This is a genomic window from Staphylococcus sp. FSL W8-0774, assembly GCF_038006785.1.
GTDB classification, from domain to species: domain Bacteria; phylum Bacillota; class Bacilli; order Staphylococcales; family Staphylococcaceae; genus Staphylococcus; species Staphylococcus pasteuri.
On sequence record NZ_JBBOVW010000001.1, the window covers coordinates 481,481 to 506,014 of the forward strand.

Genomic DNA, 24,534 nt, shown 5'->3' on the forward strand with positions numbered 1-24,534 from the left:
CTGACTAATGCCTTACATTTGCGTTTTTAGTTTAAGAACGTTATTTTGTTGGATTAAGTTTGAAATAAATGAATTGTAATAACACTAACAAGATTGCTGTGATTGAAATAATAACTAAATACGGTGTCGGATCAAATTCGCCATTTAGTCCAACTAAAGGAGAAATAACACCACCAAGAATAAATTGGAATAATCCTAATAAACTTGAAGCGTTACCGCTACCTCCAGTTCTTTCTTCCATAGCTAATGCAAAGCCTAAAGGTCCTATAGACGTTACAGGGCTTATATTTAAGAAAAATGCTATGATAAGTAACCAAATAGGTAAGTGCATAGATAATGTAATAATAATCAGTATTACACCTATAATTTGAATGACAGTTAAGTAAATAAGTAAAGTATATCGGCTTAATTTTTCTACTAATAATGCTACGATTTGACTTACTAAAATTAAACCTATACCGTTAACGGCTAAAATAACACTAAATTGTTGAGGTGTTAAATTATAAACTTTTTGTGTAATAAATGGTGATGCAGATGCATAACTAAATAACATGACATAAGTTAAACCTTGTAACAACATTGGAATAACAAAGGATGGTTTTTTTAATAATGTACCAAAGTCTTTAAATATTCGTGAATAGTTTAATGTAGTCTGTTCGGCTTTAGTTGATGGTGGCATCTTCATGAATACACCAATAATGACGATAAGTGTAATAATAGTTAAGATGATAAAGATACTTCTCCAAGTAGATATCGTTAAAGCAAAACCGCCAAGTAATGGCGCTATAATTGTAATAATTCCATTAACTACCATAAGTGAAGTTAACATTTTAGCCATCTCGTCACCACTAAACTTATCTCCAACTGAAGCTTTGGCTATAACTATAGAACCGCCTGCCATTAATCCTTGAATTAATCTTAAGAATAAAAAGAAATATAGACTAGTTGTAAAAACAGCAATTAAAGATGCAAGTAAATATATAACTAAAATGGTTAATGCGACTTTCTTGCGACCAAAAGCATCTGATAACGGGCCAAAGAAGAATTGCCCAAGTGCTAAGCCAATCATCGCAAACGATGTAGTTAATTGAATTTCTGAAGTTGTTGAGCCAAAGTCATGTTGAACGTTTGGCAATGATGGTGAATACATATCAATTGATAAGGGACCAAAAGTCGTCATCACCCCAAAAATGATAATTAATATGAATGGAAAGTGCTTGGCACTTGAATTTTGCATAAGCGTTCTCCTTTTTAAGAATTTATAGAACAAATTATATACGTTTTACACATATTTGTATGTAGTTATTTCACTTTTTATATCATCAATATAATTTATAAGGGGAAAATTTTGCTTTTAAAGCGTGCAGTGAATATAAATGTAATAACTAACAGGCTTGTATATACCTATCAAATTAGGGAATACAAGCCTGTTATTTTGGTTTTAAATTATTACAACATTATTTATTGACCGTTTGAGCTAGAGCCATTTATTAATTCTTCAATTTTAGATTTAATGCTATCAAACTTTGTATTAATATCTTGTAACATACTGTTTACTTTACTTTGATTTTCATTATTTTGTTGAGCAGTGTTAGCATTTTTCAGTTTATCAATTTGATCTTGATAAAATTTAGTCAGTTTAGAATCTGCGTTTGTTTCTTCTTTTTGTTTTAAATTATTGATGTCTTGTTGTAATTGATTGATTTGTGATTGGCTATCTTTATTTTGTTTAATGTCATTTTTAGCTGAATCAACTTTATTATTAATATCATCGTTTTGACTTTCGACTTCTTTTTTATAGTTTTGTGATACGTCAGGATCATTACTAACTTTATCATTATTATGATTTAATACAGCTCTGGTTACGAAGATAGCTACAATAATTAACAGAATAACGATAATGGCTATCAACCATTTTTTAGATTTACGTGTTTTTTGGTTTTCTTCATGTAGCTCTTGTTCTCTTCTATAATCTCTACCGTTGTAATAGCGTTCTGGATTTTGTTCATATTCATTTTCATTATATTCACGTCGATCATCATATTGACTTTGGTTTCTATAATCTCGTTCTTCACTTTGTCTACGATGATTTTGATATTGATCATCATATCGATAAGAATCTTTATACTTATCAGTTCTTTTCATACTGTCCACCTCATTTTTAATGGCATTTCTGGATTATTAATTTAATGGCAAATTTAACACTAGTGTACGGGCTATATTGTGGGCTGTTTTAGTTAAAAGTTCATATCCGTTATCTAAAGCATTTTTAAGGTCGCTGGGTTGATTCATAATACTAAAGGCACTATCAATACCATAATCATAAACAGCTTCGTAGTTTTCTCCTAAACTTCCTCCAATGGCTATAACTGGAATATTGATTTGTTTTGACGCTCGAGCAACACCAATAGGCGTTTTACCTAATATTGTTTGATTATCAATTTTTCCTTCACCAGTTACTACAAGATCGGCATTTTCAATTCTAGATGTAAAACGGGTTTCTTCTAAGACAACATCAATGCCTTTAGTTAAATCTACATCTAGGAAAGCCAATAATGCAGTTCCCATACCACCAGCTGCACCTGCACCAGGTACATCTTTGACATCTTTTTCTAGTTGTAATTTTATCTTATCATGATAATGACTTAATGCGGTATCCAACTTTGGTATCATCTTTGCAGTTGCGCCTTTTTGAGGGCCATAAATGGCAGTAGCACCATTGTCTCCTAGTAAAGGGTTAGTAACGTCACAAGCAACTTTAATTTCAACGTCTTTAAGTTTTGGATTTAACTGTGAAATATCTATATTGTCTATATCAAGTAAATGAATGCCTCCTGGTGCAATACTACTATGATTTGAATCTGAAAATTTTACGCCTAATGCTTGTAACATGCCGACACCCCCATCATTTGTAGCACTGCCACCAATGCCAAGTATAATTTTTTTAGCGCCTTGTTCTAAAGCATGATTGATAAGTTGTCCAGTACCATAAGAACTAGTTGTCATTGGATTTTTCTCATTCGTAGATAATAAATCTAACCCTGAAGCGGCTGCCATTTCAATGATCGCAGTTTGATTGTGTTGTGCATAAGCGTACCGTGCACGTATATCTCTAAGGAGTGGATCTTTAACATCAACTTCAATAGTACTTGCCTTTAATGCTTCCATTAAAACTTCAGTAGTACCTTCACCACCATCGGCCATGGGAATCAGATCATAAACCGTTGAAGATGGTAATACTTTTGAAAAGCCTTGATGTATAGCTTCGGCTGCCTGTCTTGCAGACATACTTTCTTTAAAAGAATCTGGTGCGATGACTATTTTCATGAATCAACACTTCCTCATCGTTTTATTTATCTTTATTTTATAAGAGGTCAGGTTAAAACAAAAGACAAAATATAAGTATTTATATATGAGATAACGTTGCTACTATGGAAACGTCTATATGAAAATTTTATTATATAATAGTATAATAAAATAACTTAGTAATTATTAGGAGTAGGGAGAACAACCAGAAATGTACAACATGATAAAGTTTAGAATGAATGAATTATACGTTGGATGTATTTTCATTTTTTTATTTTATTTATTAATCAGTATATTAACGCCTTTGTCAGCAGATGATTTTAAATGGTCTGTTGTAAATAAAGCATCTAATTATAGAGAAATGATTGAATATACGGATGGAAGGTATTTATGTCATTTATTAGCAATGACAGCTATGAAGATTAATATTTTACGCTACATATTATATGCGATTATTTCATTTGGACTTGTCTATTTACTAGCACTAATACAGCAACAACAGCAACAACAGCAACACTTCAATTTTTATATCGTAGTATCATTTATATTACTATTAATAATGCCAAGAGTGATTTACAGAGAAACATACGGGGGCTTTGATGGGTTTTTTAGATATGTGCCAAGTACTTTAATCTCTGTATTTATATTATTTATTGTCGTATTAACGATATATAAATTAGAAATGCTATCAACAAAATGGATAGTCTTATTCTTGATTTGTACATTGCTAGGGCAATTTTTTGTAGAAAATATAACCCTTTACAATATATTGATATTACTTATTGGTAATATTGTATTTATGATAAGACATCGTAATTTTAATTATTATTTAATTATAGGTTTTATGTTGAGTTTAATTGGTGCCATGTTAATGTTTATCAATCCTATTTACATTAGTATTTATCGAGGAGGAGATAGTTATTTTCGTTTCTCAGATAAACTCGGGTTAAAACATAAAATAGGTTATACATTGTTAAAGCAAATACCAGAATATATATTTATCGATCAATTTTTAATTGTAAGTATGATTGGATTTATCACAATTGGTTTTCTTATTAAAAATCAGTTGTTTGCTCATACGAAATTATATTGGAAGATACTTCTAATATTAAGTATAGCGATATTGCCTTTTTATAAACTTTTTGTTTATGATTTTCTTCAATTTAATCTATTAAAAGGTTCATTAGCGGTTGCGTTGCTAAACACATTCATATGTGGATGGTTTTTTATAGCATTAGTAATTTCAGTTCGTTTTATTTTTAAAGAACAAGTTATAAGGAATCTAGGTTATTATGCACTTGGATCGATACCACTGGTAACATTGCCGTTATTATTAGTATCTCCATTAGGGGCAGGTAATTTTTATACTATTTATGTATTGTGGTGTTTGTACTTATTATTATTAATTTCTCAATATAAAATACAGTGTCAGTCAATATGGATTGGTTTAAAAGGATTTTCAATAGCATTGGCATTTATTTTTATTGTTACAATGAGTGTGATATATTTTAATAATATTCAACGCATTGATGTGATAAACAAACAACTTGATACACATCGATACAAACATGTTGTCGTGTTAGAGAGGTTACCATTTGAAAATATCTTAAATAAGGCAACGCCAACTTCTAATATGCAACACAAATCATTTAAAATGTATTATGATATACCTCAGAATGTTAAGCTGAAAATAGTACCTTATGGTTCAAGCTTGGCGAGACTTGAAGGAGATTAAGTATGAAATTAACTCAAACGCATATTGAGATTATTAAATTTATAATAGTCGGTGGCTTGAACACATTAAATTACTACATCGTTTATTTACTATTATTAAAATTACTAGATGTGAATTATTTAATTAGTCATATTACTGGATTTTTAGTTAGTTTCATCATTTCTTACTATTTGAATTGTTATTTTGTGTATAAAGTGAAACCAACATTACGTAAATTTATAAGTTTTCCACTGACACAAATTGTGAATATGGGAATGCAAACGTTACTATTATATGTTTTTGTACAGTGGTTTCATTTTCCGTCAGAAATTGCACCATTTGCGGGTTTAATTATTACGATACCTATAACCTTTATTTTATCTAAATGGATATTAAAAGATTAATGCTAAAAATGAAATACATAATTTGAAAGCCTATGAATGAGTTGGTTAGCGCATTTATAGGCTTTTTGCTTTGTTATTTTTAAGCATAACTAAGTTAATTTTAACAGAGCATTTTAGCATTTATTCTATAGAAAAGAGTTAATTTTTTAGGGAAGTCTAAAAAAATAATTAGCTTAATTATATAAAAAATATAGAAATTAAAAAACGTTGTAAAAATATTTTTTATGATTCATACTATGATTACTAAAGGAATTCAAGGTGGTCAAAGGTCATGTCTCAAAATGAAAATTTAAAGATTGCACAACGAGGTGCATATTTAAGTTTAGTCGTTTATATCATATTATCTATAGCAAAATATGTTACAGGATTCGTTTTTAATTCAGCTGCCGTGAGAGCCGATGCATTAAATAATATGACAGATATAGTTGTCTCTATTGCTGTGATTATTGGATTAAAAATATCAATTAAACCAGCTGATAGAAACCATCCATATGGCCATTTAAAATCAGAAAATATATCTACATTGTTGGTTTCATTTATAATCATGTTTGTAGGTATACAAGTTGTTATTGAAAATGCGCCAAGGCTTCTAACACAAGATAAAAATGTACCGAGTCCAATTACAATTTTAGTAAGTATTATAAGTGGTTTAATCATGCTAGGTGTATTTTTAGTGAATCAAAAATTAGCAAAGAAAACCAAAAGTAGTTCACTAAAATCAGCCGCTAAAGATAATTTATCAGACAGTTTAGTTAGTATAGGTACAGCAATTGGTTTGGTTTTCACTCAGATTGGCTTTCCAATCGTGGATATTATTTTAGCAACCTTACTAGGTTTGCTTATTATTTATACAGGATTTGGAATTTTTAGAGAGTCTATTTTTACATTGAGTGATGGATTTAATGAAAAAGATTTGGAAGAATACAGAAATGATATATTAGAAGTGGACGATGTGTTAGATGTTAGAAGTATTAAGGGACGTTATCATGGAAGTAGTATTTTCTTAGAAGTTACGATAGTGGTAGAGCCCAATTTATCTATTAGTCAAGCACATTTAATTTGCGATAAAGTTGAAGATCATCTACATGAGAAGGGAATTTCTTCTGTATATGTACATCCTGAACCTAATATGAATGATAATTTAAGTAATGAGATACATAATTAAGTATAGAAATTTAAACAAAATAAGCGCCAAGCAGAAATCAACGTCGATTTCTGTTTGGCGCTTATTATTATTTATATAAAGCAATCTTACCAATAACCGTTTGATTCACGGAAAGAAATAGCTGCATCAATTGAACCATAACGTTCTTTTGCGTAGTTAATCATACCTTTAGTTTGAGTAGCTACAGAACCATAGCCCCATGATTGGTTCGTTTGACCTAAACCATGATATTGTCCGTTTGAAGCATCTGGATCACCACCAGATTCTGGCATTACTACGCTATCCCATAATTCTTTTGTGCCACCTGCGTCTATAAATTCTTTATAGACATCACTTGATGACTCACTGCTTGATGATGAATCTTCACTAGATGATGATTTACTCTCCGTACTAGTGCTTTGTGTAGACGTTTGAGTTGTTTGGTAATTTGAAGAAACTGATGAAGACTTATCTTGTTGTTGATTACCAAATGATTGATTTTGTTGAGGAGAGCATTGTGAAGGTTGATTGTTTTCAGCTGCATGTGCTTGATGCGCTTCTAAACCTGTTGCCCCTATAGAAACTGTAGCGATAATTGCTAATATTGATTTTTTCATAATAGTTAACTCCTTTAGTATGTGATTTCAATCAGACTTAAAAAATAATCCCAAGGATATGTGTCTGTTCATATTTGAATGTGTTGATTTCTTAAGGTGTGTTCATACTATATCATCTAAAGGTATTGCATAGGTTACATGAATATAAAAAGGTAATGACACACATTTTAGTTAGAATACAAGCATTTCAAATTTAAAAAGGAATATTTCAAAAGTTACAAAAGCTAAAGCAAACGTTATTGATTGAAAATCTACAAGTGCGTTCTATAATAAAGATATACAGTAAAAATATAAATAGAACCATGTCATCATTTAGTAATGAATGTCATCTATTTTATATTTAAATCATTAATTGTATCAACTAACATCCAAGTTAGTTCGTTATATAAATAGGAAGGTGTTAAATTATGCCAAAACTTATATTATGTCGTCACGGTCAAAGTGAATGGAATGCGAAAAATTTATTTACTGGTTGGGCAGATGTGAAATTATCTGAACAAGGAATTGAAGAAGCGACTACAGCAGGTAAAAAAGTATTAGAAAACCAATTAGAAATAGATGTTGCATATACTTCATTATTAACAAGAGCACTTGAAACAACACAACATATTTTAGCTCAATCTGAACAACAATGGATTCCTGTTAATAAAAGCTGGCGTTTGAATGAACGTCATTACGGCGCGTTACAAGGGTTAAATAAAGACGATGCTAAAGAGCAATTCGGTGAAGAACAAGTTCATCAATGGAGACGTTCTTATGATGTACAGCCACCAGCAGAAAGTGAAGAACAACGTAATGAATACCTAAAAAATAGAAGATATCGTTATTTAGATCATCGTATGATGCCATATTCTGAAAGTTTAAAAGATACTTTAGAACGTGTGGTGCCTATTTGGACAGATCAAATATCTCAACATTTATTAGATGGTAATACTGTACTTGTCTCAGCTCATGGTAATTCCATTAGAGCATTAATCAAATATTTAGAAAATGTTTCTGATGAGGATATTATTGGTTATGAAATTAAAACAGGTGCACCACTTGTTTATGAATTGACTGATGATTTAGAAGTTAAAGATAAATATTATTTATAAAATAAAAAAATTAGGTCACTTACTGATGTTGAAAAGCATCAATAAGTGACCTTTTTTGTGGAGTAATTTAAATAAGAATTTAAGCATTTTATTATCTAAATTTATGCTTAGTATGATTAGAAATTAAATATATGAGCATTGCAAAAACAGATATGTCTAATTATTTTATTTTTTTTATGTTGTTTAATAATTTTTAAAGCACGTTTTCTCGTTTTAATATTTGGGCTGTTCAAATTACGGCGTGCAGTTTGTAAATCAGTTTTCATAAAATGACCTCCTTTATGTAGTAATATTATGAATTAAAGTTTCGAAAATGTAAATAGTAATTATTACGATTTGTAAGAAAATATTAATTCTAAACTAATAAAATGCATATTGCATATAACTTATGTATAATGTTGTGATAATTGAAAAGGAAAGTAAGGAGGAATTAACGTGACACTTAAAGCAAAATTGGTAATGATTATTACGATGTTACTAGGTGGCTTTTTTGGTTTACTAAATGAAACATTATTAACAACAGCTCTACCTAGTATTATGAAAGATTTTGATATCCAATATTCACAAGTGCAATGGCTAACAACCGCCTTTTTATTAACGAACGGCATAGTCATTCCACTATCAGCTTTATTTATTCAAAGATATACCACTAGACAGGTCTTCTTAATAGCTATTTTAGTATTCTTTATTGGAACAATATTAGGTGGATTTAGTCCTAATTTCACTATTTTATTAATTGCAAGAATTATTCAAGCGTTAGGTTCAGGTATCATGATGCCCCTCATGATGACTAGTATTTTAAATATATTTGAACCACATGAACGCGGTAAGTATATGGGGATGTTTGGTTTAGTGATTGGTTTGGCACCGGCAATTGGTCCCACTTTATCAGGATATTTAGTTGAATATTTTAACTGGAGATCATTATTCCATGTTGTTGCGCCTATCGCGGCACTCGTATTTATTATCGCAATATTTACAGTTAAAAATGTAGGACAAATTGTTAAGGCCCCAATTGATGTATTGTCTATCATATTGTCTGTCTTAGGATTTGGAGGCTTACTGTATGGTACTAGTTCTATATCACACGATGGCTGGAACGATCCAATTGTATTAACCACTATTATTGGTGGCGTTATTTTAGTTGTGTTATTTATTTGGAGACAATCAAAACTCGAGGTCCCATTGTTAAACTTTGATGTTTTCAAAAATTCACAATTCGCAATTGGTATTTTAATTATGGCAGTAACGATGATTTCAATGATTGGTTCAGAAACTGTTTTACCTATGTTTGTCCAAAACTTACTAAATCGTACGCCTCTAGATTCTGGTTTAATTTTATTACCTGGTGCAATTGTAATGGCAATTATGTCATTTGCTTCAGGATCACTTTATGAAAAATTTGGTGCTAAACCTTTAGCATTAATAGGTATGTTAATTGTAGTCATCACAACTACTTACTTTGTTGTGATGGATGAAAATACAAGTTCGACAATGTTGGCAACGGTATATGGTATACGCATGATTGGTATTGCGCTTGGTTTAATGCCTGTCATGACACATACAATGAATCAATTGCCATATGAAATGAATGCACATGGTTCATCTATGACGAATACAGCTCAACAAATTGCCGGCTCAATAGGGACAGCAGTCTTAATTACAATCTTAAGCCAAGCTAGTAAAAACTATACGCCTAATATGAGTGATTATGATGGTATGAAACGCAGTGAAATGTTAGGTCAAATTAAAATAGATACAATGTTACATGGTTATCATGCTGGATTCTTATTTGCAGTTATTATTACAATAGTAAGTTTCTTATGTTCGTTTATGTTAAAAAGAAATGCTCAAACTCCAAATGATAAATAAGTGGTTGAAAGTTGAAATGACAGTAAGAATCACGAAACAAGTTATTGACTTCACACCCATTAAGGATTAAAATATTTTTATTCCGATTAGAATAATAAGGATAAGGGAGAAATGTTTAATGAAAAGACTATTATTTTGTGTCTTTGCATTAGTATTCGTACTAGCAGCATGTGGTAATAATTCTAGTAAAGACAGTAAATCAAGCAGTAAAGATGATAATACGATTAAAGTGGGTACAGAAGGTACATATGCACCATTCTCGTTCCACAATAAACAAGACAAATTAACTGGTTATGATATCGACGTTATTAAAGCAGTAGCTAAAGAAGAAGGACTTAAATTAAAATTTAATGAAACATCATGGGATTCTATGTTTGCTGGATTAGACGCAGGTCGTTTTGATGTTATAGCTAACCAAGTAGGTATTAATAAAGATAGAGAGAAAAAATATAAATTCTCTAATCCATATACTTATTCAAGCGCAGTGTTAGTAGTTCGTGATAACGAAAAGAATATTAAATCTTTTAATGATGTTAAAGGTAAAAAATTAGCACAAACATTTACTTCTAATTACGGTCAATTAGCAAAAGATAAAGGTGCTAAAATTACTAAAGTAGATGGTTTTAACCAATCTATGGATTTATTATTATCTAAACGTGTAGATGCTACATTTAATGATAGCCTATCTTATTTAGATTATAAAAAACAAAAGTCTAATGCTAAAATCAAAGCAATCAAAGGTGACGCAGAGAAAAATAAATCAGCATTTGCCTTCTCTAAAAAAGTTGATGATAAAACAGTTCAAAAATTCAACGATGGATTGAAAAAAATCGAAGAGAGTGGCGAACTTAAAAAAATAGGTAAGAAATGGTTTGGTCAAGATGTCTCTAAACCTGAATAGTGAGCAACTTCATGCATTAGACGCTGCAAAGCAAGCATTTGGACCAATGTTAGAAGGGTTAGTTAAATATTCTATCCCGATTACACTTGTTACATTCGTATTAGGTTTAATAATTGCCTTATTTACAGCATTAATGCGTATCTCTACAAGTAAATTTTTAAAAGGTGTAGCAAGAGTTTATGTATCGATTATTCGTGGTACACCGATGATTGTTCAATTATTTATTATATTTTATGGTATTCCAGAATTAGGCAGATTAATAACCAATGATGCTGATAATCAATGGACATTAGCTCCTGTTGTAGCAGCAATTATTGGTTTGTCACTCAATGTAGGTGCATATGCATCAGAAATCATTCGTGGCGGAATTATTTCTATACCAAAAGGTCAAACAGAAGCGGCATATTCAATCGGAATGAATTACCGCCAAACTGTGCAACGTATTATTTTACCGCAAGCGATAAGAGTTTCCATCCCTGCACTAGGTAATACGTTCTTAAGCCTAATTAAAGATACATCTCTATTAGGATTTATCTTAGTGGCTGAAATGTTCCGTAAAGCTCAAGAAGTAGCTTCAACAACTTATGAATATTTAACAATTTATATTCTTGTTGCATTAATGTATTGGGTAATTTGTTTCATTATATCTGTAATCCAAAGTTTTTATGAATCATACATTGAAAGAGGGTATCGCTCATGATTGAATTATCGAATATTCATAAATCATTTAATCAAACAGAAGTGATTAAAGGTATTGATTTAAAAGTAGATCAGGGCGAAGTTGTGACATTAGTTGGACGTTCCGGTTCAGGTAAAACGACTCTTTTACGTATGATGAATGCACTTGAAATTCCTACTGAAGGAACAGTTTATGTAAATGGCAAGACATACACTGAAAAGGATAAAAAGTCACAAATAGAAGTTAGAAAACAATCTGGAATGGTATTTCAAAGTTATAATCTATTCCCGCATAAAACAGCATTAGAAAATGTGATGGAAGGTTTAGTCACAGTTAAAAAGCAAAGTAAATCAGAAGCTAAAAATAAAGCGTTAGATTTACTTGAAAAAGTCGGTTTAACCCACGTTAAAGATCAACGACCACATGCATTGTCTGGTGGACAACAACAACGTGTAGCTATAGCAAGAGCATTAGCTATGAATCCTAAAGTGATGTTGTTTGACGAACCAACATCAGCATTAGACCCTGAACTTGTTAATGACGTGTTGAAAGTTATTAAAGATTTAGCACAAGAAGGTATGACAATGGTTATTGTCACTCACGAAATGCGATTTGCGAAAGAAGTTTCAAATCAAATAGTGTTTATTCATGAAGGTAAAATTGGTGAACAAGGTTCCCCAGAAGGCATCTTCAATCATCCGAAAACGGACGAACTTAAACGCTTTTTAAATGTAATACAATAAATGACGATATAAAAAACCCAGTGAATTTAATTTCACTGGGTTTTTATATGTTACTAAGTTGGAAATAAACGTGCTATTTTCTTTTTTCAAGAAGTTCTTTTACTTGATAGAATACTGGTTTAATAGGTTTAATGAAGTCACCAATATATTCATAGACATCAGCATTGAAGCCTTCTTTAAAGCGTTGTACACCAAAATCTTCAGCATTTTCACTAAAGTCGCCAGTGATACCATAGAAATTATAGCGATCAATGTTATGTTCTTTAGCGAATTTAATCATTTCCCATTGTAAACGATATGCACCCATATAAGGGTTATATTTTGGATTAGAACCACTTGATAAATAATACACTTCATGGTCATTATAAATATATATTGCAGCAGCTAAATTCAATACTTGGCCTTCTTGAGCAATTTCATCTTTTGTTTGATTGATTTTTCTTTCATTACTATCATGTTGTTGTTTAACTTGAGTATGTTTCGTTTTGTTTTTCTTAGAATTAGGATTTTCTTGTAACGCTGTTTCTACTTCTTGAAGTTGTTTTGATAATTCTTTATGTTTATCTTCTAGAGTAGTGAGATATTCTTGCAAATCAATATAAGCAAGTTTCAACATAGCTTGATCTTCGTATGTCTTTTGTAGCTCTTCGAAATAAGGTTTTTCACGGAATTTGAAACCGTGTTTTTCTTCTGCCATTCTGAACAAATCAAAGAACGTATCTGTTTCTTCAATAGGTAACGTTCTTACTTTAACACCCATTTCGTAAGTCTTTTTAATATTACGACGTGTTTGATAATCCATTTCTTTCATCAATTGATCTTCAGTTTTATCTTTTAAATCTAATACAGAAAGCCAACGAATTTGACTCATTGAATCATATCCAACAGTATAACCTTGATGTTTATAACCTAGGTCTTCCATTGTCTTAACAAATGCACGGTTATCGTAAGATGTTAAAATTTCACCGTCAGCATTTCTAACATTTTCAAGAATATATGGGTCTACAAGTACGTATAAACAATTATGTTTTTTTAAATATGATGTTAAAGATTTAAAGAAGAAACGAACAAGTGATAAATTTTTGAAGTCCATCACTGGTCCTCGGTGTGTATAAAAATATTTAAAGAATTTTAACGTACGTGCTTCTGTTAAAAGACAAGCAGCGATAACTTCATCTTGATCGTCTTTTACGCCGACAAGATGGACGTCTCCTTTCATCTCACTACGATTATCGTAATGGATACTTGATTGTGTATAATGTGAGAAATGTTCGGCTGTAAATTTACCAAACTCCTCTGATGTTAAGTTAACAAATTTCAATATATATCTTCCCCTCTAGAAATAGAACTATTAAATGAATCGTTAATATTCATATTATCAAATTCCTGCAAACATTACACATCATAACATAAAAAATAGCGTCATACTTTTGTACGATAAAACAAATACTAAGTATTTAATTAAATTTAAAAAAAGCTTTAAAATCGTTATTTTTACGTTAAATATTACTGTGATGCTATGAATTCTGTGATAAAATTTAAAGTGAAAGATGACACGGATTTAAAATAAGATTTCATATAAAGTGATTCATATTATCGGGAGTGAATATATTGAAGAAGATAGTGGCAGTTATTGCTGTATTGACGCTTGTATTAGTTGGATGTAGTAGCGGTAAGTATACTGACAAAATTGATAAAGCAGTTAAATTACAAGAAAAGAAACAATCAAAAATAGCTAAAAGAGATGCTGGCGACGAAGTTAAACACTTTGATAAAAAGGATGCTAACATTTATGTGTACGATAAAGGAAAATATGTCATTTTGGCTTATAAACCTTTAAACGATGATGAAGAAGTACATTACTACACTTATGAATTTAAAGGCAAGAAAGCTAAATATAAAGAAAATTTCAATTCAAAAGGTTATTATCAACAACATGATCCTGATTACAAAGAAGAAAATATGCATTAGCTATTAGTTATAAGGAGCAACAATGAAAAAGTTAATAGGAATAATAAGCGCATGTTTAATTGTTGTGTTAATTAGTGGTTGCGGTAAAGAACAAGAAAAAGCACCCGAGGCAACAAAAGATGGCAAACCACTTATCGTCATTTATGGTGACTTTAAATGCCCTTACTGTAAAAAAGTAGAGAAAAATGTCATGCCTAAACTTAAAGACCATTATTTAGACAAAAATAAAGCTAAAATTAAATATGTAAATATGGCATTTTTAGGTAAAGACTCAATTATAGGATCCCGAGCAGGGCATGCTGTCCAACAAATTGCCCCTAAATCTTATTTAGAATTTCAAAAATTAATGTTCGAACACCAAAAAGATGAAAAGAAACAGTGGATTACTGAAAAGGTGGTTGACCAACAAATTAATCATCTTAATATTACCTCAGATCAAAAAGAGAAAATCAAAGAGGAATATAAAACCAAGAATAGTCAATCATGGAAAGCAGCTTTAAAAGATAAAAAAGATACCAAAGAACATCATATTTCTACAGCACCTACAGTATTTATAAAAGGAAAGAAAATTGAAGATCCATATCATTTCAAAGAATATGATAAAGTCTTAAAAGAGAATTGATATTGAACTGCTAACAAAGCTTCTTGCTTTGCTAGCAGTTTTTAATTTCAAAAATAAATTGAGTATTCGAATAAATAAATTTAAATATACATAAAGACATAATAAGTATATAAAAGTATAATCAGGTACTTGTTTTTTTAAGAAAGAAGGTATATAATCATTAATCGTAATAATTACTATTTAGGAGAAGCGATATGAAAAAAAATCTAAGTTTATTAATTCTTATTCCTCTAATGATATTTGCACTAGCAGCCTGCAGCAACGATAGTGTTAACAACAAAGGAGATAAGTTCAAAGTTAGCACGACGGTATATCCACTTAAGTCGTTTACAGAACAAATTGGTGGAAAGCATGTTGATGTAAAATCAATTTATCCAGCAGGTGCTGATTTACATAGTTATGAACCAACACAAAAAGACATGTTGAATGCAGCTAAATCAGATTTATTCATCTATACAGGCGATGATTTAGATCCAGTCGCAAAAAAAGTAGCTTCAACAATCAAAAATGATAATAAAAAATTATCTTTACAAGATAAAATTAGCAAGAACGATTTATTAGCAGATCACCATCATCACGAGGGTGAAGAGGAACATCATGGAGAAGAAGAACACCATCATGGTAAATATGATCCACATATTTGGTTAGATCCAAAAATGGACCAAACATTTGCTAAAGAAATTAAAGACCAACTTGTGAAAAAAGATCCAGATCATAAAGAATATTATGAAAAGAACTATAAGAAATTAAATAAAGATTTAGAGAATATTGATAAAAATATGAAAGATGCTACTAAAGGTAAAAAAGGTAATGCAGTATTTATATCACATGAATCTTTAGGTTACTTATCTAATAGATATGGATTTAAACAAGTAGGTGTACAAAATATGAGTGCTGAAGATCCATCTCAAAAAGATTTAACTAACATAGTAAAAGAAATTAAAAAGAATAAAGTGGAATATATTTTATATGAAGAAAATGTATCAAATAAAATCACTGAAACGATTCGAAAAGAAACTGATGCTAAACCATTGAAATTTAATAATATGGAATCAGTGACAAAAGAACAACAAAATGAAAAAGGACTATCTTATCAATCCCTAATGAAAGAAAATATTAAAAATATTAAAAAAGCATTAGATAGTAAGATTAAAGTCAAAGACGATGAGCACGAGCATCATCACTAATAGATTTACCCCTTAAACCTATATTAAGCACTTTAAAAGTTAGCCAAGCATTTAACTTTTGAAGTGCTTTTTTAATAAATAAATTCTTTAGTAACTATTTCTATATTTTGCTATGATTAAACTGGTTAAAACATAATGAATTAGGAGATGGACTATGACTATTAACATTGATAAAAATAAAATCATTTTTTCAAGAACATTTAAAGGTACAATACATGAAGTGTTCAATGCCTATACTCAAGAGGATTTATTTAAGCAATGGTTTCACCCTGCAGGCGCTTCAACTGAAGTATTTGAATTTAATGTCGAAGAAGGTGGGCACGCGTTTTTCGCAATTCATACACCTAGCATGACAAGTTACACTTTGTCCGAGTATAAAAAAGTTGAGAAACCGAATTATATAGAGTATTTAGACTTCTTTGCTACACCTGATGGGGAAAAGGATACAAGTATGCCAGGTATGCATATTGTTATCGAATTTAACGAAGAAAAACCCAATCAAACAACAGTAACATCGACGTCAGTCTTCCCAACAGAAGATGCTGCTCAACAAGCGCTTGATATGGGTGTCGAACAAGGTATGAATTCAACATTAGATCAACTAGAAAAATTATTAGAATCATAATTGTTAACGAATTGTACCATTTAGTGTTGGATGAGTGATGTATAATATAGGTATAAACAAATCAAAAGAAGAGGTAGATTTTAAATGAAGAAAAGATATCTTATTGTATTAGTATTATACTCATTAACACATTTAGTCTCAGCTATAACTGTTAGTTCAAAATGTATATCTAATCGTTATTTACGCTTTGTATTAAGAACATTATTAGGATATGGTATTTTTGCTACAGGATTACATTACTTTGCTAAATTAAAAAGAAAAGCAAAATAATGTATTAATTACTAAACATAAGAATATTAGCTACCTACGTCATAGTTGTTGATGTAGGTAGTATTTTTGCTATTTATCAAAATGAAAAGTAGTTTAATTATAGTGAAACTTTAATTTTTAGTAGATTTGCCTCTATTTTTTATCTTTAATTCCACATATAATAAGTGTGGTTAGAATAAAGAGTGAGATATTTATGGAGGATAGAAATGATAGAAAATCGTAAAAGCACTAAGGATACATATGTGACGAAAGAGATTATAGAAACAATCGTCGGCCAAACACAAATGAAAGAAGTGATGGCTGATAAAACACCTATGAGATATGCTTTAAAATCAATGATGGCTGGTTTTTTGTTAGCCATTGTTACTGTGTTTATGCTTGCCATTAAAACACAATTTGCATCTACACATATTGATGGGTTGATTAATTTATTAGGTGCTATTGCATTTAGTTTAGCCTTAGTATTAATCGTATTGACCAATTCAGAATTACTTACTAGTAACTTTATGTATTTAACTGTAGGTTGGTATTATAAAGCGATTCGCTTAAATAAGATGATTTGGATATTTACATTTTGTTTTATTGGCAACATTATTGGGGGCATCATTTTATTTTTCTTAATGAAATATGCACATATTATGACTCCAGAAATGACAAGTGCATTAACTGAAACAGTACATAAGAAAACAGAAGCGTCCACGTGGTTAACTATTCTAGTTAAAGGTATTTTCTGTAATTTCTTCATTAATATTGGAATATTTGTTTCTATGCAATTTAAAGAAGGATTGGCTAAAGCGTTCTTTATTGCATGTGGCGTTGTTGTTTTTGTATTCATGGGATATGAACACGTTGTTTTCAATGCAGGACTATTTTCAGGGATGTTATTTTTTAATATAGATGCCTTATCAGGTTTAGGTGTTTTGAAAAATATCGTATTTGCTTTAATTGGTAACTACATTGGTGGCGGTATTTTTGTAGGATTAGTCTATGCGTATCTAAATGGCCAAAGAAATCAATTAAAATAAATTGATAATAAAGCGTAAGCGTTCATAATAAACATTGAACGACTTATGCTTTTTTTAGAAATTAATGTAAGCTGAATCAAGTTAATTGACTATATACTCATTTCTTTTTACGCTTAAAATCATGAAATGAGAAAAATGGGGACGTGAATAAGATGAGTAATGTCATTATAAGAATTGCAAACGAGAAAGACACTAAAGAAATTCACCAATTAATGTATGAGGCTTTTACACCTTTAAGAGAATTAGGTATAGATTGGCCATCAGTCAATGCTAGCATTGAAATGGTCAAAGATAATATCAAGAATAATACAACTTTCGTATTAGAATTAGATAATACAATTATTTCAACAATTACGGTTCGTTATCCGTGGGGAAGTGTTAGAAGTATTTCTGGTTATCCATTTGTATGGTGGTTTGCAACTAAACCAGAATTTGATGGACTAGGCTATGGAAGTCAGTTGTTGAAATATGTAGAAGAAGATTTTTTAAGAGATACATTAAAAGCAGCAGCGGTGACGTTAGGTACGTCAGCACGTTTGCATCCGTGGCTATTAAGCATTTATGAAAAAAGAGGCTATGAAATTTATGCAAAGCATGAAAATGACGATGGCGATTTAGGTGTTATCATGAGAAAAATTTTAATTCCAGAACGCTTTGAAGAAAAAATATTAGGACAACCGCCATTTTAAAATTCAAAAGCTCGGAACTAATAAGTTCCGAACTGATTTGTCACTAGTTCATGATAAAGTGCTTTAGAATCTTTATTCATTTTGGATTCATAATTTTGAAAACTCTTTTTCCATACAAATGTATAAGACGTTTGATTTTGTGAAAGCCACATCATTCGTATACTATCGTTAAGTAATTTTTCTATTTTACTACCAGAAAATACAAATTGTGTATAGTCATATAAAATGACTTTCAACATTATTTTAGGATGATATGATATGGTTTCACGATGATGTTTGAATTCATCGAATTCATTATGTGGAATAGTTTCAACGATTTTATTAACATGTCGTGACATATAATTTGTGGGGATAAGAACTGAAGTTTCCATTAGTAGTGTAAGTTGAGTCATGTTTTGATTTTTATACATAAGGTATCTCGTTAAGTTTGTTTAGTGATGTTTATTAAATTGTACGAAGGGGCCTTATTTTTTAAAATTGTTTTGATGTAAAATTACATATAAATACGATGTATTTTGGCGAGACTCTTGAGGGAACAGGACAAGCTGAAGACTACAGGCTGAAGCTGTCCCCTAAGAAAGCGAGCCGATAATACGAAGTATTATAAATAAAGAAGCCAGTAAATGAGTTTTTTGGATAAACTCATTTACTGGCTATTTTTCTAGGATTTATGTCCTAGTTTCTTTTAATATTTATTTCTTATCTACTTTATAATCAATTAAATAGATTGATTCTGGTGTAACATTAAAGTTTTTAACATTTTTACTTACACCATCAATTTGATCATTATAAGTAATATAACTATTTGGAATATCTTTGTTAGATGTTCTCAAAATGTTATTAGTCATTTGTTCACGTTGAGATTGACTAAATGTTTGATTAAGTTGTTTGATTTGTTGAGTGACTTCTTTATTATCATAGTTTCCTTTATTGTTAGCACCTTTTGGTAAATAAGCAGTGTTAAAGAAGTAACCAGTATCTCCTCTAGGGACAGTTAAATAACTATACATCGATGCATCCCAAGTATTTTTATCTTTCAAGTAACCTTCAATATCATCTACATTTCGAAGTTTTACATCAATATTAGCTTTTTTAGCTTCAGACTGAATGACTTGTCCAATTTTAGGTAATTCTGGTCGACCATCATAAGTTACCATATTTATTTTTAATGGATGAGATTTAGAGTATCCTTCTTTAGCCAATAATTTTTTAGCTTTGTTAATATCTTGAGGTTGAACTTTACCTTCATCAATATTTTTCAATCTACTATTGAAAGGTCCAGATGCCGGTTTAGCATAATTTTTTGAAATAGTTTTCGCTATTTCTTTACGATTGATGACTGAATCAAAGGCCTCACGAACATTTTTATTCATTTTTTTACTGTCATGGTTATAAAGTAATAAATGAGTTCGGAAACCTGAAGTACTTTGGATATTTGCTTTATTAGATTTCTTTACATCATTGACTTGATCGATTGGTACGTCTGTTGTTAAGTCAGATTTGCCAGATAGTAAGTGACTAACACGAGTGTTACCATCTTCATGATAAGTGACGTTAATTTTACTTAATCTAGGGTTACCTTGCCAATAATCTTTGAATTTTGATAGTTCAATTTTTTGTGAACGTTTATAATTGTCAATTTTATAAGGACCTGTACCAACAGGTTGATCAGCGACTTTTTCTTTTGCTTTCGTATCATAAATAGCAGCAAATGGACTAGCAAGTTCTGATTTTAATTCAGGATAAGGTTCTTTTGTTTTGATAGTCACTTTTTGACCTTTAGCAGTAATGTTATCTATTGGTAATGAACCTCTTAATAAATCACTCTTTTCTATACCTTGTTCAAGACTTCGTTTCACTGCATCACCAGTTAATTTATGACCATTTTGGAATTTGATGTTGTCTTTAAGTGTAAGTGTTAATGTGTCATTAGATTTTTGTTTGTATGATTTCACTAACAAAGGTTTCACTTTACCGTCTTTAGACATTTTAAATAAAGATTCTAATGCTCCAACTTTGACAGGTACGTCAGTTTCATAAGGTGCAATAGATGTTGTTTTTAACGGTATCTCAACATTTAAAGTATCCTTTTTAGAAGCGTTATTATTACTACAGCTCGCTAAAATAAAAGATACAATAATAATTAAAAAGGTAAATCTTTTCACGAACATATCTCCTCTCTAATATGAAAATAGATTAAGTTGTTAATTAATAATTAGGTGCGAATCATTATGTATATGACTATTCATTTAGAATAGTGATTACTTGTGTAATATATTAACAACCAACTATTCAATTATATATCTTATTTCATGTAAAATAAATCTTTATTCATAGCTTTTTATAAGACCCAAAAACCTATATAAATAATACTTGTTATATAAGGGGATTCCCTGATTTTTCCTTAAAATGTGAAAATAATCACAAAAACACATGAAATTAGTTTACAATTCAAGGTGAAAGGATTGGTTTTTATGGTAGGCAATATTTTAGTGGCACATGGTATGAGAAAAGGAAATCAGAATAAGGCCTTAGCAGAATTTATTGCAACTTTATTGAAAGACGAAGACTACCATTATGAATTAGCATTTTTAGAGAGTGATACACAAAGTTTAGAATTAACGATGGAAAGAATGATTCATCAAGGTATTAAAGAATTTAGAATTGTACCATTACTTATTTTTAGTGCAATGCACTATATGAGTGATATTCCAGATATTTTAATGAAAATGCAAAATAAGTATCCGAATATCTCTAGTCATATTAGTGAACCGTTAGGAACACATCCATATATGAAAGCATTAGTTGAAAGAAGAATTGATGATGTTAAATTATCCGATGATTCTAACGCAGCGGTTGTTATTATCGCACATGGTAATGGTAGTGGTCGATTTACAAAGGCTCATGATGAACTTAAAGACTTTGTAGAAGCAGTTGATTCGAAACAACCTGTGTATGCACGCACATTGTACGGTGCATTAACATTTAGAAATGACTTAGAAGAAATATCAAAACAATATGATGAACTTATTATAGTGCCTTTGTTCTTTTTTGATGGCAGATTAGTCAACAAAGTGAAAGGAGTGATTGATGAGATGCCTATTCACTGCAATCTACACATCACACCTTCAATTAACTTTGATGATTCACTTAAATTAATCATTAGAGAGCGATTCGAAGCATTATATGTATAAGAAAAATCTATGTGCCTAATTATCCAATCCTTTAATAAAAACTATTCACAAGTGATAAAGGGGCATATTTATGGCTAAAAAGAAATTAGTGATGATAGGAAATGGTATGGCAGGTTTGAGAACGATTGAAGAGATTCTTGAAAGAGACGATGAACGTTTTGATATTACTATTATCGGTAAGGAACCATATCCAAATTACAACCGAATAATGTTATCCAATATTTTACAAAATAAAATGTCAGTAGAAGAGACGATAATGAATTCATATGATTGGTATGATGAGCATAATATCCAACTTATTAATAATGACCCAGCTATTAAAATAGATCGTAATAATCAAAAAGTTATGACAGAGAGTGGCATCGAAGTTGATTATGATCAATGTATATTTGCAACTGGATCTAAAGCATTTGTTTTACCAATCCAAGGTTCTGATTTTCCAAGTGTCATTGGATGGAGAACGATTGATGATACTAAACGCATGATGGAAATTGCTAAATCTAAAAAACATGCAATTGTTATTGGTGGGGGCCTTTTAGGTTTAGAATGTGCGAGAGGTTTACTGGACCAAGGTATGGAAGTAACGGTAATTCATTTAGCTGAATGGCTTATGGAAATGCAATTAGACGCGAAAGCTGGACAAATGTTAAAAGCTGACTTAGAAAAGCAAGGAATGAATTTTGAACTACAAGCTAATACAAAAGAAATTTTAGGTGAAGAAGATGTTGAAGCTGTACGTTTAGCTGATGGACGTGTTTTAGAAGCGGATTTAGTCGTTATGGCTGTTGGAATAAGACCATATACTGAATTAGCTAAACAAAGTGATTTAGAAGTAAATAGAGGTATTGTAGTTAATGATATGATGCAAACGAGCGACCCTAATATATATGCTGTAGGAGAATGTGCTGAACACCAAGGTAAAGTTTATGGATTAGTTGCACCATTATATGAACAAGGTAAAGTACTTGCTGACTATTTAAATGATAATGACACAGAAGGTTACAAAGGTTCAACAACATTTACGTCATTAAAAGTATCTGGTTGTGATTTATACAGCGCCGGTCAAATAGTTGAATCACCTGAAATTAAAGGCATTGAAATTTTTAATAGTGTAGATAATAACTATAAAAAAGTATTTCTAAAAGATGGCGAAGTTGTTGGTGCAGTACTATATGGAAATACAGATGATGGTTCACGATTTTACAATATGATGAAAAAACATGAATCAATTGAAGATTATACATTAGTTTCATTACTAACTAAAGGTGGAGAGGAAGCTAGTAACTCTATAGAAGATATGGCTGATGATGAAACAATATGTGGATGTAATGGTGTAGACAAAGGCACTATTGTCAAAGCTATTAAAGAGAACGGACTAACTTCTGTAGATGAAGTAACTAAAGCAACAAAAGCAGGTAATTCATGTGGTAAATGTAAAGGTCAAATAGGAGAAATCTTACAATATGCTTTAGGTGATGATTTTGTTGCCGCTAAACCTTCAGGAATATGTGCTTGTACAGATTTAACACGTGATCAAATTGTAACTCAAATTAGAGCAAAAGGTTTAAAAACATCAAAAGAAGTTAGACATGTCCTTGATTTCAAAGATAAAAATGGATGTCCTAAATGTCGTCCAGCTATTAATTACTATTTGAATATGGTATATCCATATGAACATAAAGATGAAAAAGAATCACGTTTTGCAAATGAAAGATATCATGCAAATATTCAAAATGATGGTACTTTCTCTGTAATACCTCAAATGCGTGGCGGTGTGACAGATGCAGATCAATTAATTAGACTTGGTGAAGTTGCTAAAAAATATGATGTACCTCTTGTAAAAGTAACAGGATCACAACGTGTTGGGTTATATGGATTGAAAAAAGATGAACTTCCACAAGTATGGAAAGATTTAGGTATGCGTTCTGCTTCAGCATATGGTAAAAAAACAAGATCCGTTAAAAGTTGTGTTGGTAAAGAATTTTGTCGCTTTGGAACGCAATATACAACACGATTAGGTATCAGATTAGAGAAAACCTTTGAATATATTGATACACCTCATAAATTTAAAATGGGCGTATCAGGTTGTCCTAGAAGTTGTGTAGAATCTGGTGTGAAAGACTTTGGTGTCATTTCTGTTGAAAATGGATACCAATTATATATTGGTGGCAATGGAGGAACTGAAGTAACAAAAGGACAGTTCTTAACTACAGTAGAAACCGAAGATGACGTAATACGTATGTGCGGTGCGTTAATGCAATATTATCGTGAAACTGGTATATATGCTGAAAGAACAGCGCCTTGGTTAGAACGTCTTGGATTTGAAAATGTAAAAGAAGTTTTATTGGACCCTGAACGCCAACAAGCTTTATTCGATAGAGTGATGGATGCTAAACAAGCAATTAAAGAAGAACCATGGCAAGGAATAGCCAATGACAAAGCATCACAAAAAATCTTTGAAGTTGAGAGGGTATAGT

The 24,534-nt window shown here is 30.7% G+C and carries 22 protein-coding genes and 3 pseudogenes; 17 read left to right on the forward strand and 8 right to left on the reverse strand.

Features of this window, described 5'->3' with window-relative positions; genetic code table 11:
* Window positions 1–40: 40 nt before the first annotated feature.
* The 3 genes from NSQ15_RS02135 to NSQ15_RS02145 all read right to left on the reverse strand — a co-directional run bounded on the left by NSQ15_RS02135 (window position 41) and on the right by NSQ15_RS02145 (window position 3,327).
* On the reverse strand, window positions 41–1,237 hold the full coding sequence (locus NSQ15_RS02135; protein ID WP_154835292.1) for a multidrug effflux MFS transporter: 1,197 nt from the start codon (window positions 1,235–1,237) through the stop codon (window positions 41–43).
* A gap of 224 nt (window positions 1,238–1,461) precedes the next feature.
* The gene (locus NSQ15_RS02140; RefSeq protein ID WP_108000329.1) at window positions 1,462–2,145 is read right to left on the reverse strand and encodes a hypothetical protein; all 684 of its coding nucleotides are present in this window, start codon (window positions 2,143–2,145) and stop codon (window positions 1,462–1,464) included.
* 36 nt (window positions 2,146–2,181) lie between these two features.
* The gene (locus tag NSQ15_RS02145; protein ID WP_119622941.1) at window positions 2,182–3,327 is read right to left on the reverse strand and encodes a glycerate kinase; all 1,146 of its coding nucleotides are present in this window, start codon (window positions 3,325–3,327) and stop codon (window positions 2,182–2,184) included.
* 190 nt (window positions 3,328–3,517) lie between these two features.
* Here NSQ15_RS02145 and NSQ15_RS02150 point away from each other — a divergent pair, with 190 nt between their 5' ends.
* From NSQ15_RS02150 to NSQ15_RS02160, 3 genes are all read left to right on the forward strand, one after another.
* Complete coding sequence (locus tag NSQ15_RS02150) at window positions 3,518–5,041, forward strand: hypothetical protein (RefSeq protein ID WP_340746898.1); 1,524 nt, start codon at window positions 3,518–3,520, stop codon at window positions 5,039–5,041.
* Window positions 5,042–5,043: 2 nt separating this feature from the next.
* Entirely contained in the window at window positions 5,044–5,424 is a 381-nt protein-coding gene (locus NSQ15_RS02155; protein ID WP_017637712.1) for a GtrA family protein, read from the forward strand.
* 271 nt (window positions 5,425–5,695) lie between these two features.
* Window positions 5,696–6,589: a cation diffusion facilitator family transporter gene (locus NSQ15_RS02160; protein ID WP_154874101.1), complete on the forward strand. Its 894-nt coding sequence runs from the start codon at window positions 5,696–5,698 to the stop codon at window positions 6,587–6,589.
* Window positions 6,590–6,675: 86 nt separating this feature from the next.
* Here the strand turns inward: NSQ15_RS02160 and NSQ15_RS02165 are convergent, their stop codons facing one another.
* Window positions 6,676–7,185: a transglycosylase gene (locus NSQ15_RS02165; protein WP_070451516.1), complete on the reverse strand. Its 510-nt coding sequence runs from the start codon at window positions 7,183–7,185 to the stop codon at window positions 6,676–6,678.
* A 407-nt stretch (window positions 7,186–7,592) separates the two neighbouring features.
* Between NSQ15_RS02165 and NSQ15_RS02170 the strand changes: the two genes are divergently transcribed.
* Window positions 7,593–8,279 carry a 2,3-diphosphoglycerate-dependent phosphoglycerate mutase gene (locus NSQ15_RS02170; RefSeq protein ID WP_340746899.1) on the forward strand — a complete coding sequence of 229 codons (687 nt, stop codon included), beginning with the start codon at window positions 7,593–7,595 and terminating at the stop codon, window positions 8,277–8,279.
* Window positions 8,280–8,443: 164 nt separating this feature from the next.
* On the opposite strand, the pseudogene NSQ15_RS02175 reads toward NSQ15_RS02170, so the two are convergent.
* Window positions 8,444–8,545 (reverse strand): annotated as a pseudogene (locus tag NSQ15_RS02175) (putative metal homeostasis protein); the annotation flags it as partial.
* Between the two features lie 169 nt (window positions 8,546–8,714).
* Here NSQ15_RS02175 and NSQ15_RS02180 point away from each other — a divergent pair.
* The 4 genes from NSQ15_RS02180 (at window position 8,715) to NSQ15_RS02195 (ending at window position 12,474) form a co-directional block, all read left to right on the forward strand.
* A complete protein-coding gene (locus tag NSQ15_RS02180; protein WP_017637717.1) occupies window positions 8,715–10,151 on the forward strand; it encodes an MDR family MFS transporter in 1,437 nt (478 codons plus the stop codon).
* Window positions 10,152–10,269: 118 nt separating this feature from the next.
* Complete coding sequence (locus NSQ15_RS02185; protein WP_340746900.1) at window positions 10,270–11,052, forward strand: transporter substrate-binding domain-containing protein; 783 nt, start codon at window positions 10,270–10,272, stop codon at window positions 11,050–11,052.
* Window positions 11,033–11,752, forward strand: a complete 720-nt coding sequence (locus tag NSQ15_RS02190; RefSeq protein WP_017637719.1) for an amino acid ABC transporter permease — start codon at window positions 11,033–11,035, stop codon at window positions 11,750–11,752. Before NSQ15_RS02185 ends, NSQ15_RS02190 begins: the two co-directional genes overlap by 20 nt.
* Window positions 11,749–12,474, forward strand: coding sequence for an amino acid ABC transporter ATP-binding protein (locus tag NSQ15_RS02195; protein WP_340746901.1), 726 nt, complete (start codon window positions 11,749–11,751; stop codon window positions 12,472–12,474). The genes NSQ15_RS02190 and NSQ15_RS02195 overlap by 4 nt, the downstream gene beginning before the upstream one ends.
* 73 nt (window positions 12,475–12,547) lie before the next feature.
* Here NSQ15_RS02195 and NSQ15_RS02200 read toward each other — a convergent pair whose 3' ends face one another.
* Window positions 12,548–13,795, reverse strand: a complete 1,248-nt coding sequence (locus tag NSQ15_RS02200) for an aminoacyltransferase (protein WP_046467059.1) — start codon at window positions 13,793–13,795, stop codon at window positions 12,548–12,550.
* Window positions 13,796–14,085: 290 nt separating this feature from the next.
* On the opposite strand from NSQ15_RS02200, the gene NSQ15_RS02205 reads away from it, so the two are divergent.
* From NSQ15_RS02205 to NSQ15_RS02235, 7 genes and pseudogenes are all read left to right on the forward strand, one after another.
* Complete coding sequence (locus tag NSQ15_RS02205; RefSeq protein ID WP_017637722.1) at window positions 14,086–14,445, forward strand: DUF4467 domain-containing protein; 360 nt, start codon at window positions 14,086–14,088, stop codon at window positions 14,443–14,445.
* 22 nt (window positions 14,446–14,467) lie between these two features.
* Window positions 14,468–15,067, forward strand: a complete 600-nt coding sequence (locus NSQ15_RS02210) for a DsbA family protein (RefSeq protein ID WP_017637723.1) — start codon at window positions 14,468–14,470, stop codon at window positions 15,065–15,067.
* A gap of 194 nt (window positions 15,068–15,261) precedes the next feature.
* Window positions 15,262–16,251 (forward strand): annotated as a pseudogene (locus NSQ15_RS02215) (metal ABC transporter solute-binding protein, Zn/Mn family); the annotation flags it as partial.
* 157 nt (window positions 16,252–16,408) lie between these two features.
* The gene (locus NSQ15_RS02220; RefSeq protein ID WP_046467062.1) at window positions 16,409–16,879 is read left to right on the forward strand and encodes an SRPBCC family protein; all 471 of its coding nucleotides are present in this window, start codon (window positions 16,409–16,411) and stop codon (window positions 16,877–16,879) included.
* Window positions 16,880–16,963: 84 nt separating this feature from the next.
* Window positions 16,964–17,149, forward strand: coding sequence for a hypothetical protein (locus NSQ15_RS02225; RefSeq protein WP_017637726.1), 186 nt, complete (start codon window positions 16,964–16,966; stop codon window positions 17,147–17,149).
* 206 nt (window positions 17,150–17,355) lie between these two features.
* Window positions 17,356–18,174, forward strand: coding sequence for a formate/nitrite transporter family protein (locus NSQ15_RS02230; protein WP_017637727.1), 819 nt, complete (start codon window positions 17,356–17,358; stop codon window positions 18,172–18,174).
* Window positions 18,175–18,326: 152 nt separating this feature from the next.
* Entirely contained in the window at window positions 18,327–18,863 is a 537-nt protein-coding gene (locus NSQ15_RS02235) for a GNAT family N-acetyltransferase (RefSeq protein ID WP_017637728.1), read from the forward strand.
* 32 nt (window positions 18,864–18,895) lie between these two features.
* Here NSQ15_RS02235 and NSQ15_RS02240 read toward each other — a convergent pair.
* Window positions 18,896–19,273, reverse strand: a pseudogene (locus NSQ15_RS02240) (transposase); the annotation flags it as partial.
* A 282-nt stretch (window positions 19,274–19,555) separates the two neighbouring features.
* Complete coding sequence (gene nikA, locus NSQ15_RS02245; protein WP_254388044.1) at window positions 19,556–21,034, reverse strand: nickel ABC transporter substrate-binding protein; 1,479 nt, start codon at window positions 21,032–21,034, stop codon at window positions 19,556–19,558.
* 303 nt (window positions 21,035–21,337) lie between these two features.
* Between nikA and NSQ15_RS02250 the strand changes: the two genes are divergently transcribed.
* Together NSQ15_RS02250 and nirB are read left to right on the forward strand one after the other, a co-directional pair.
* Window positions 21,338–22,057, forward strand: coding sequence for a sirohydrochlorin chelatase (locus NSQ15_RS02250; protein WP_154835280.1), 720 nt, complete (start codon window positions 21,338–21,340; stop codon window positions 22,055–22,057).
* Window positions 22,058–22,127: 70 nt separating this feature from the next.
* Complete coding sequence (gene nirB / locus NSQ15_RS02255) at window positions 22,128–24,533, forward strand: nitrite reductase large subunit NirB (RefSeq protein ID WP_340746902.1); 2,406 nt, start codon at window positions 22,128–22,130, stop codon at window positions 24,531–24,533.
* The last annotated feature ends 1 nt before the right edge of the window (window position 24,534 follow it).

Coding starts and splice junctions, on each gene's coding strand:
- nikA (WP_254388044.1), bottom strand. CDS start 21,034: ATGTTCGTGAAAAGATTTACCTTTTTAATTATTATTGTATCTTTTATT.
- NSQ15_RS02170 (WP_340746899.1), top strand. CDS start 7,593: ATGCCAAAACTTATATTATGTCGTCACGGTCAAAGTGAATGGAATGCG.
- NSQ15_RS02210 (WP_017637723.1), top strand. CDS start 14,468: ATGAAAAAGTTAATAGGAATAATAAGCGCATGTTTAATTGTTGTGTTA.
- NSQ15_RS02230 (WP_017637727.1), top strand. CDS start 17,356: ATGATAGAAAATCGTAAAAGCACTAAGGATACATATGTGACGAAAGAG.
- NSQ15_RS02155 (WP_017637712.1), top strand. CDS start 5,044: ATGAAATTAACTCAAACGCATATTGAGATTATTAAATTTATAATAGTC.
- NSQ15_RS02235 (WP_017637728.1), top strand. CDS start 18,327: ATGAGTAATGTCATTATAAGAATTGCAAACGAGAAAGACACTAAAGAA.
- NSQ15_RS02160 (WP_154874101.1), top strand. CDS start 5,696: ATGTCTCAAAATGAAAATTTAAAGATTGCACAACGAGGTGCATATTTA.
- NSQ15_RS02250 (WP_154835280.1), top strand. CDS start 21,338: ATGGTAGGCAATATTTTAGTGGCACATGGTATGAGAAAAGGAAATCAG.
- NSQ15_RS02135 (WP_154835292.1), bottom strand. CDS start 1,237: ATGCAAAATTCAAGTGCCAAGCACTTTCCATTCATATTAATTATCATT.
- NSQ15_RS02190 (WP_017637719.1), top strand. CDS start 11,033: ATGTCTCTAAACCTGAATAGTGAGCAACTTCATGCATTAGACGCTGCA.
- NSQ15_RS02225 (WP_017637726.1), top strand. CDS start 16,964: ATGAAGAAAAGATATCTTATTGTATTAGTATTATACTCATTAACACAT.
- nirB (WP_340746902.1), top strand. CDS start 22,128: ATGGCTAAAAAGAAATTAGTGATGATAGGAAATGGTATGGCAGGTTTG.
- NSQ15_RS02150 (WP_340746898.1), top strand. CDS start 3,518: ATGTACAACATGATAAAGTTTAGAATGAATGAATTATACGTTGGATGT.
- NSQ15_RS02195 (WP_340746901.1), top strand. CDS start 11,749: ATGATTGAATTATCGAATATTCATAAATCATTTAATCAAACAGAAGTG.
- NSQ15_RS02140 (WP_108000329.1), bottom strand. CDS start 2,145: ATGAAAAGAACTGATAAGTATAAAGATTCTTATCGATATGATGATCAA.
- NSQ15_RS02220 (WP_046467062.1), top strand. CDS start 16,409: ATGACTATTAACATTGATAAAAATAAAATCATTTTTTCAAGAACATTT.
- NSQ15_RS02145 (WP_119622941.1), bottom strand. CDS start 3,327: ATGAAAATAGTCATCGCACCAGATTCTTTTAAAGAAAGTATGTCTGCA.
- NSQ15_RS02165 (WP_070451516.1), bottom strand. CDS start 7,185: ATGAAAAAATCAATATTAGCAATTATCGCTACAGTTTCTATAGGGGCA.
- NSQ15_RS02185 (WP_340746900.1), top strand. CDS start 10,270: ATGAAAAGACTATTATTTTGTGTCTTTGCATTAGTATTCGTACTAGCA.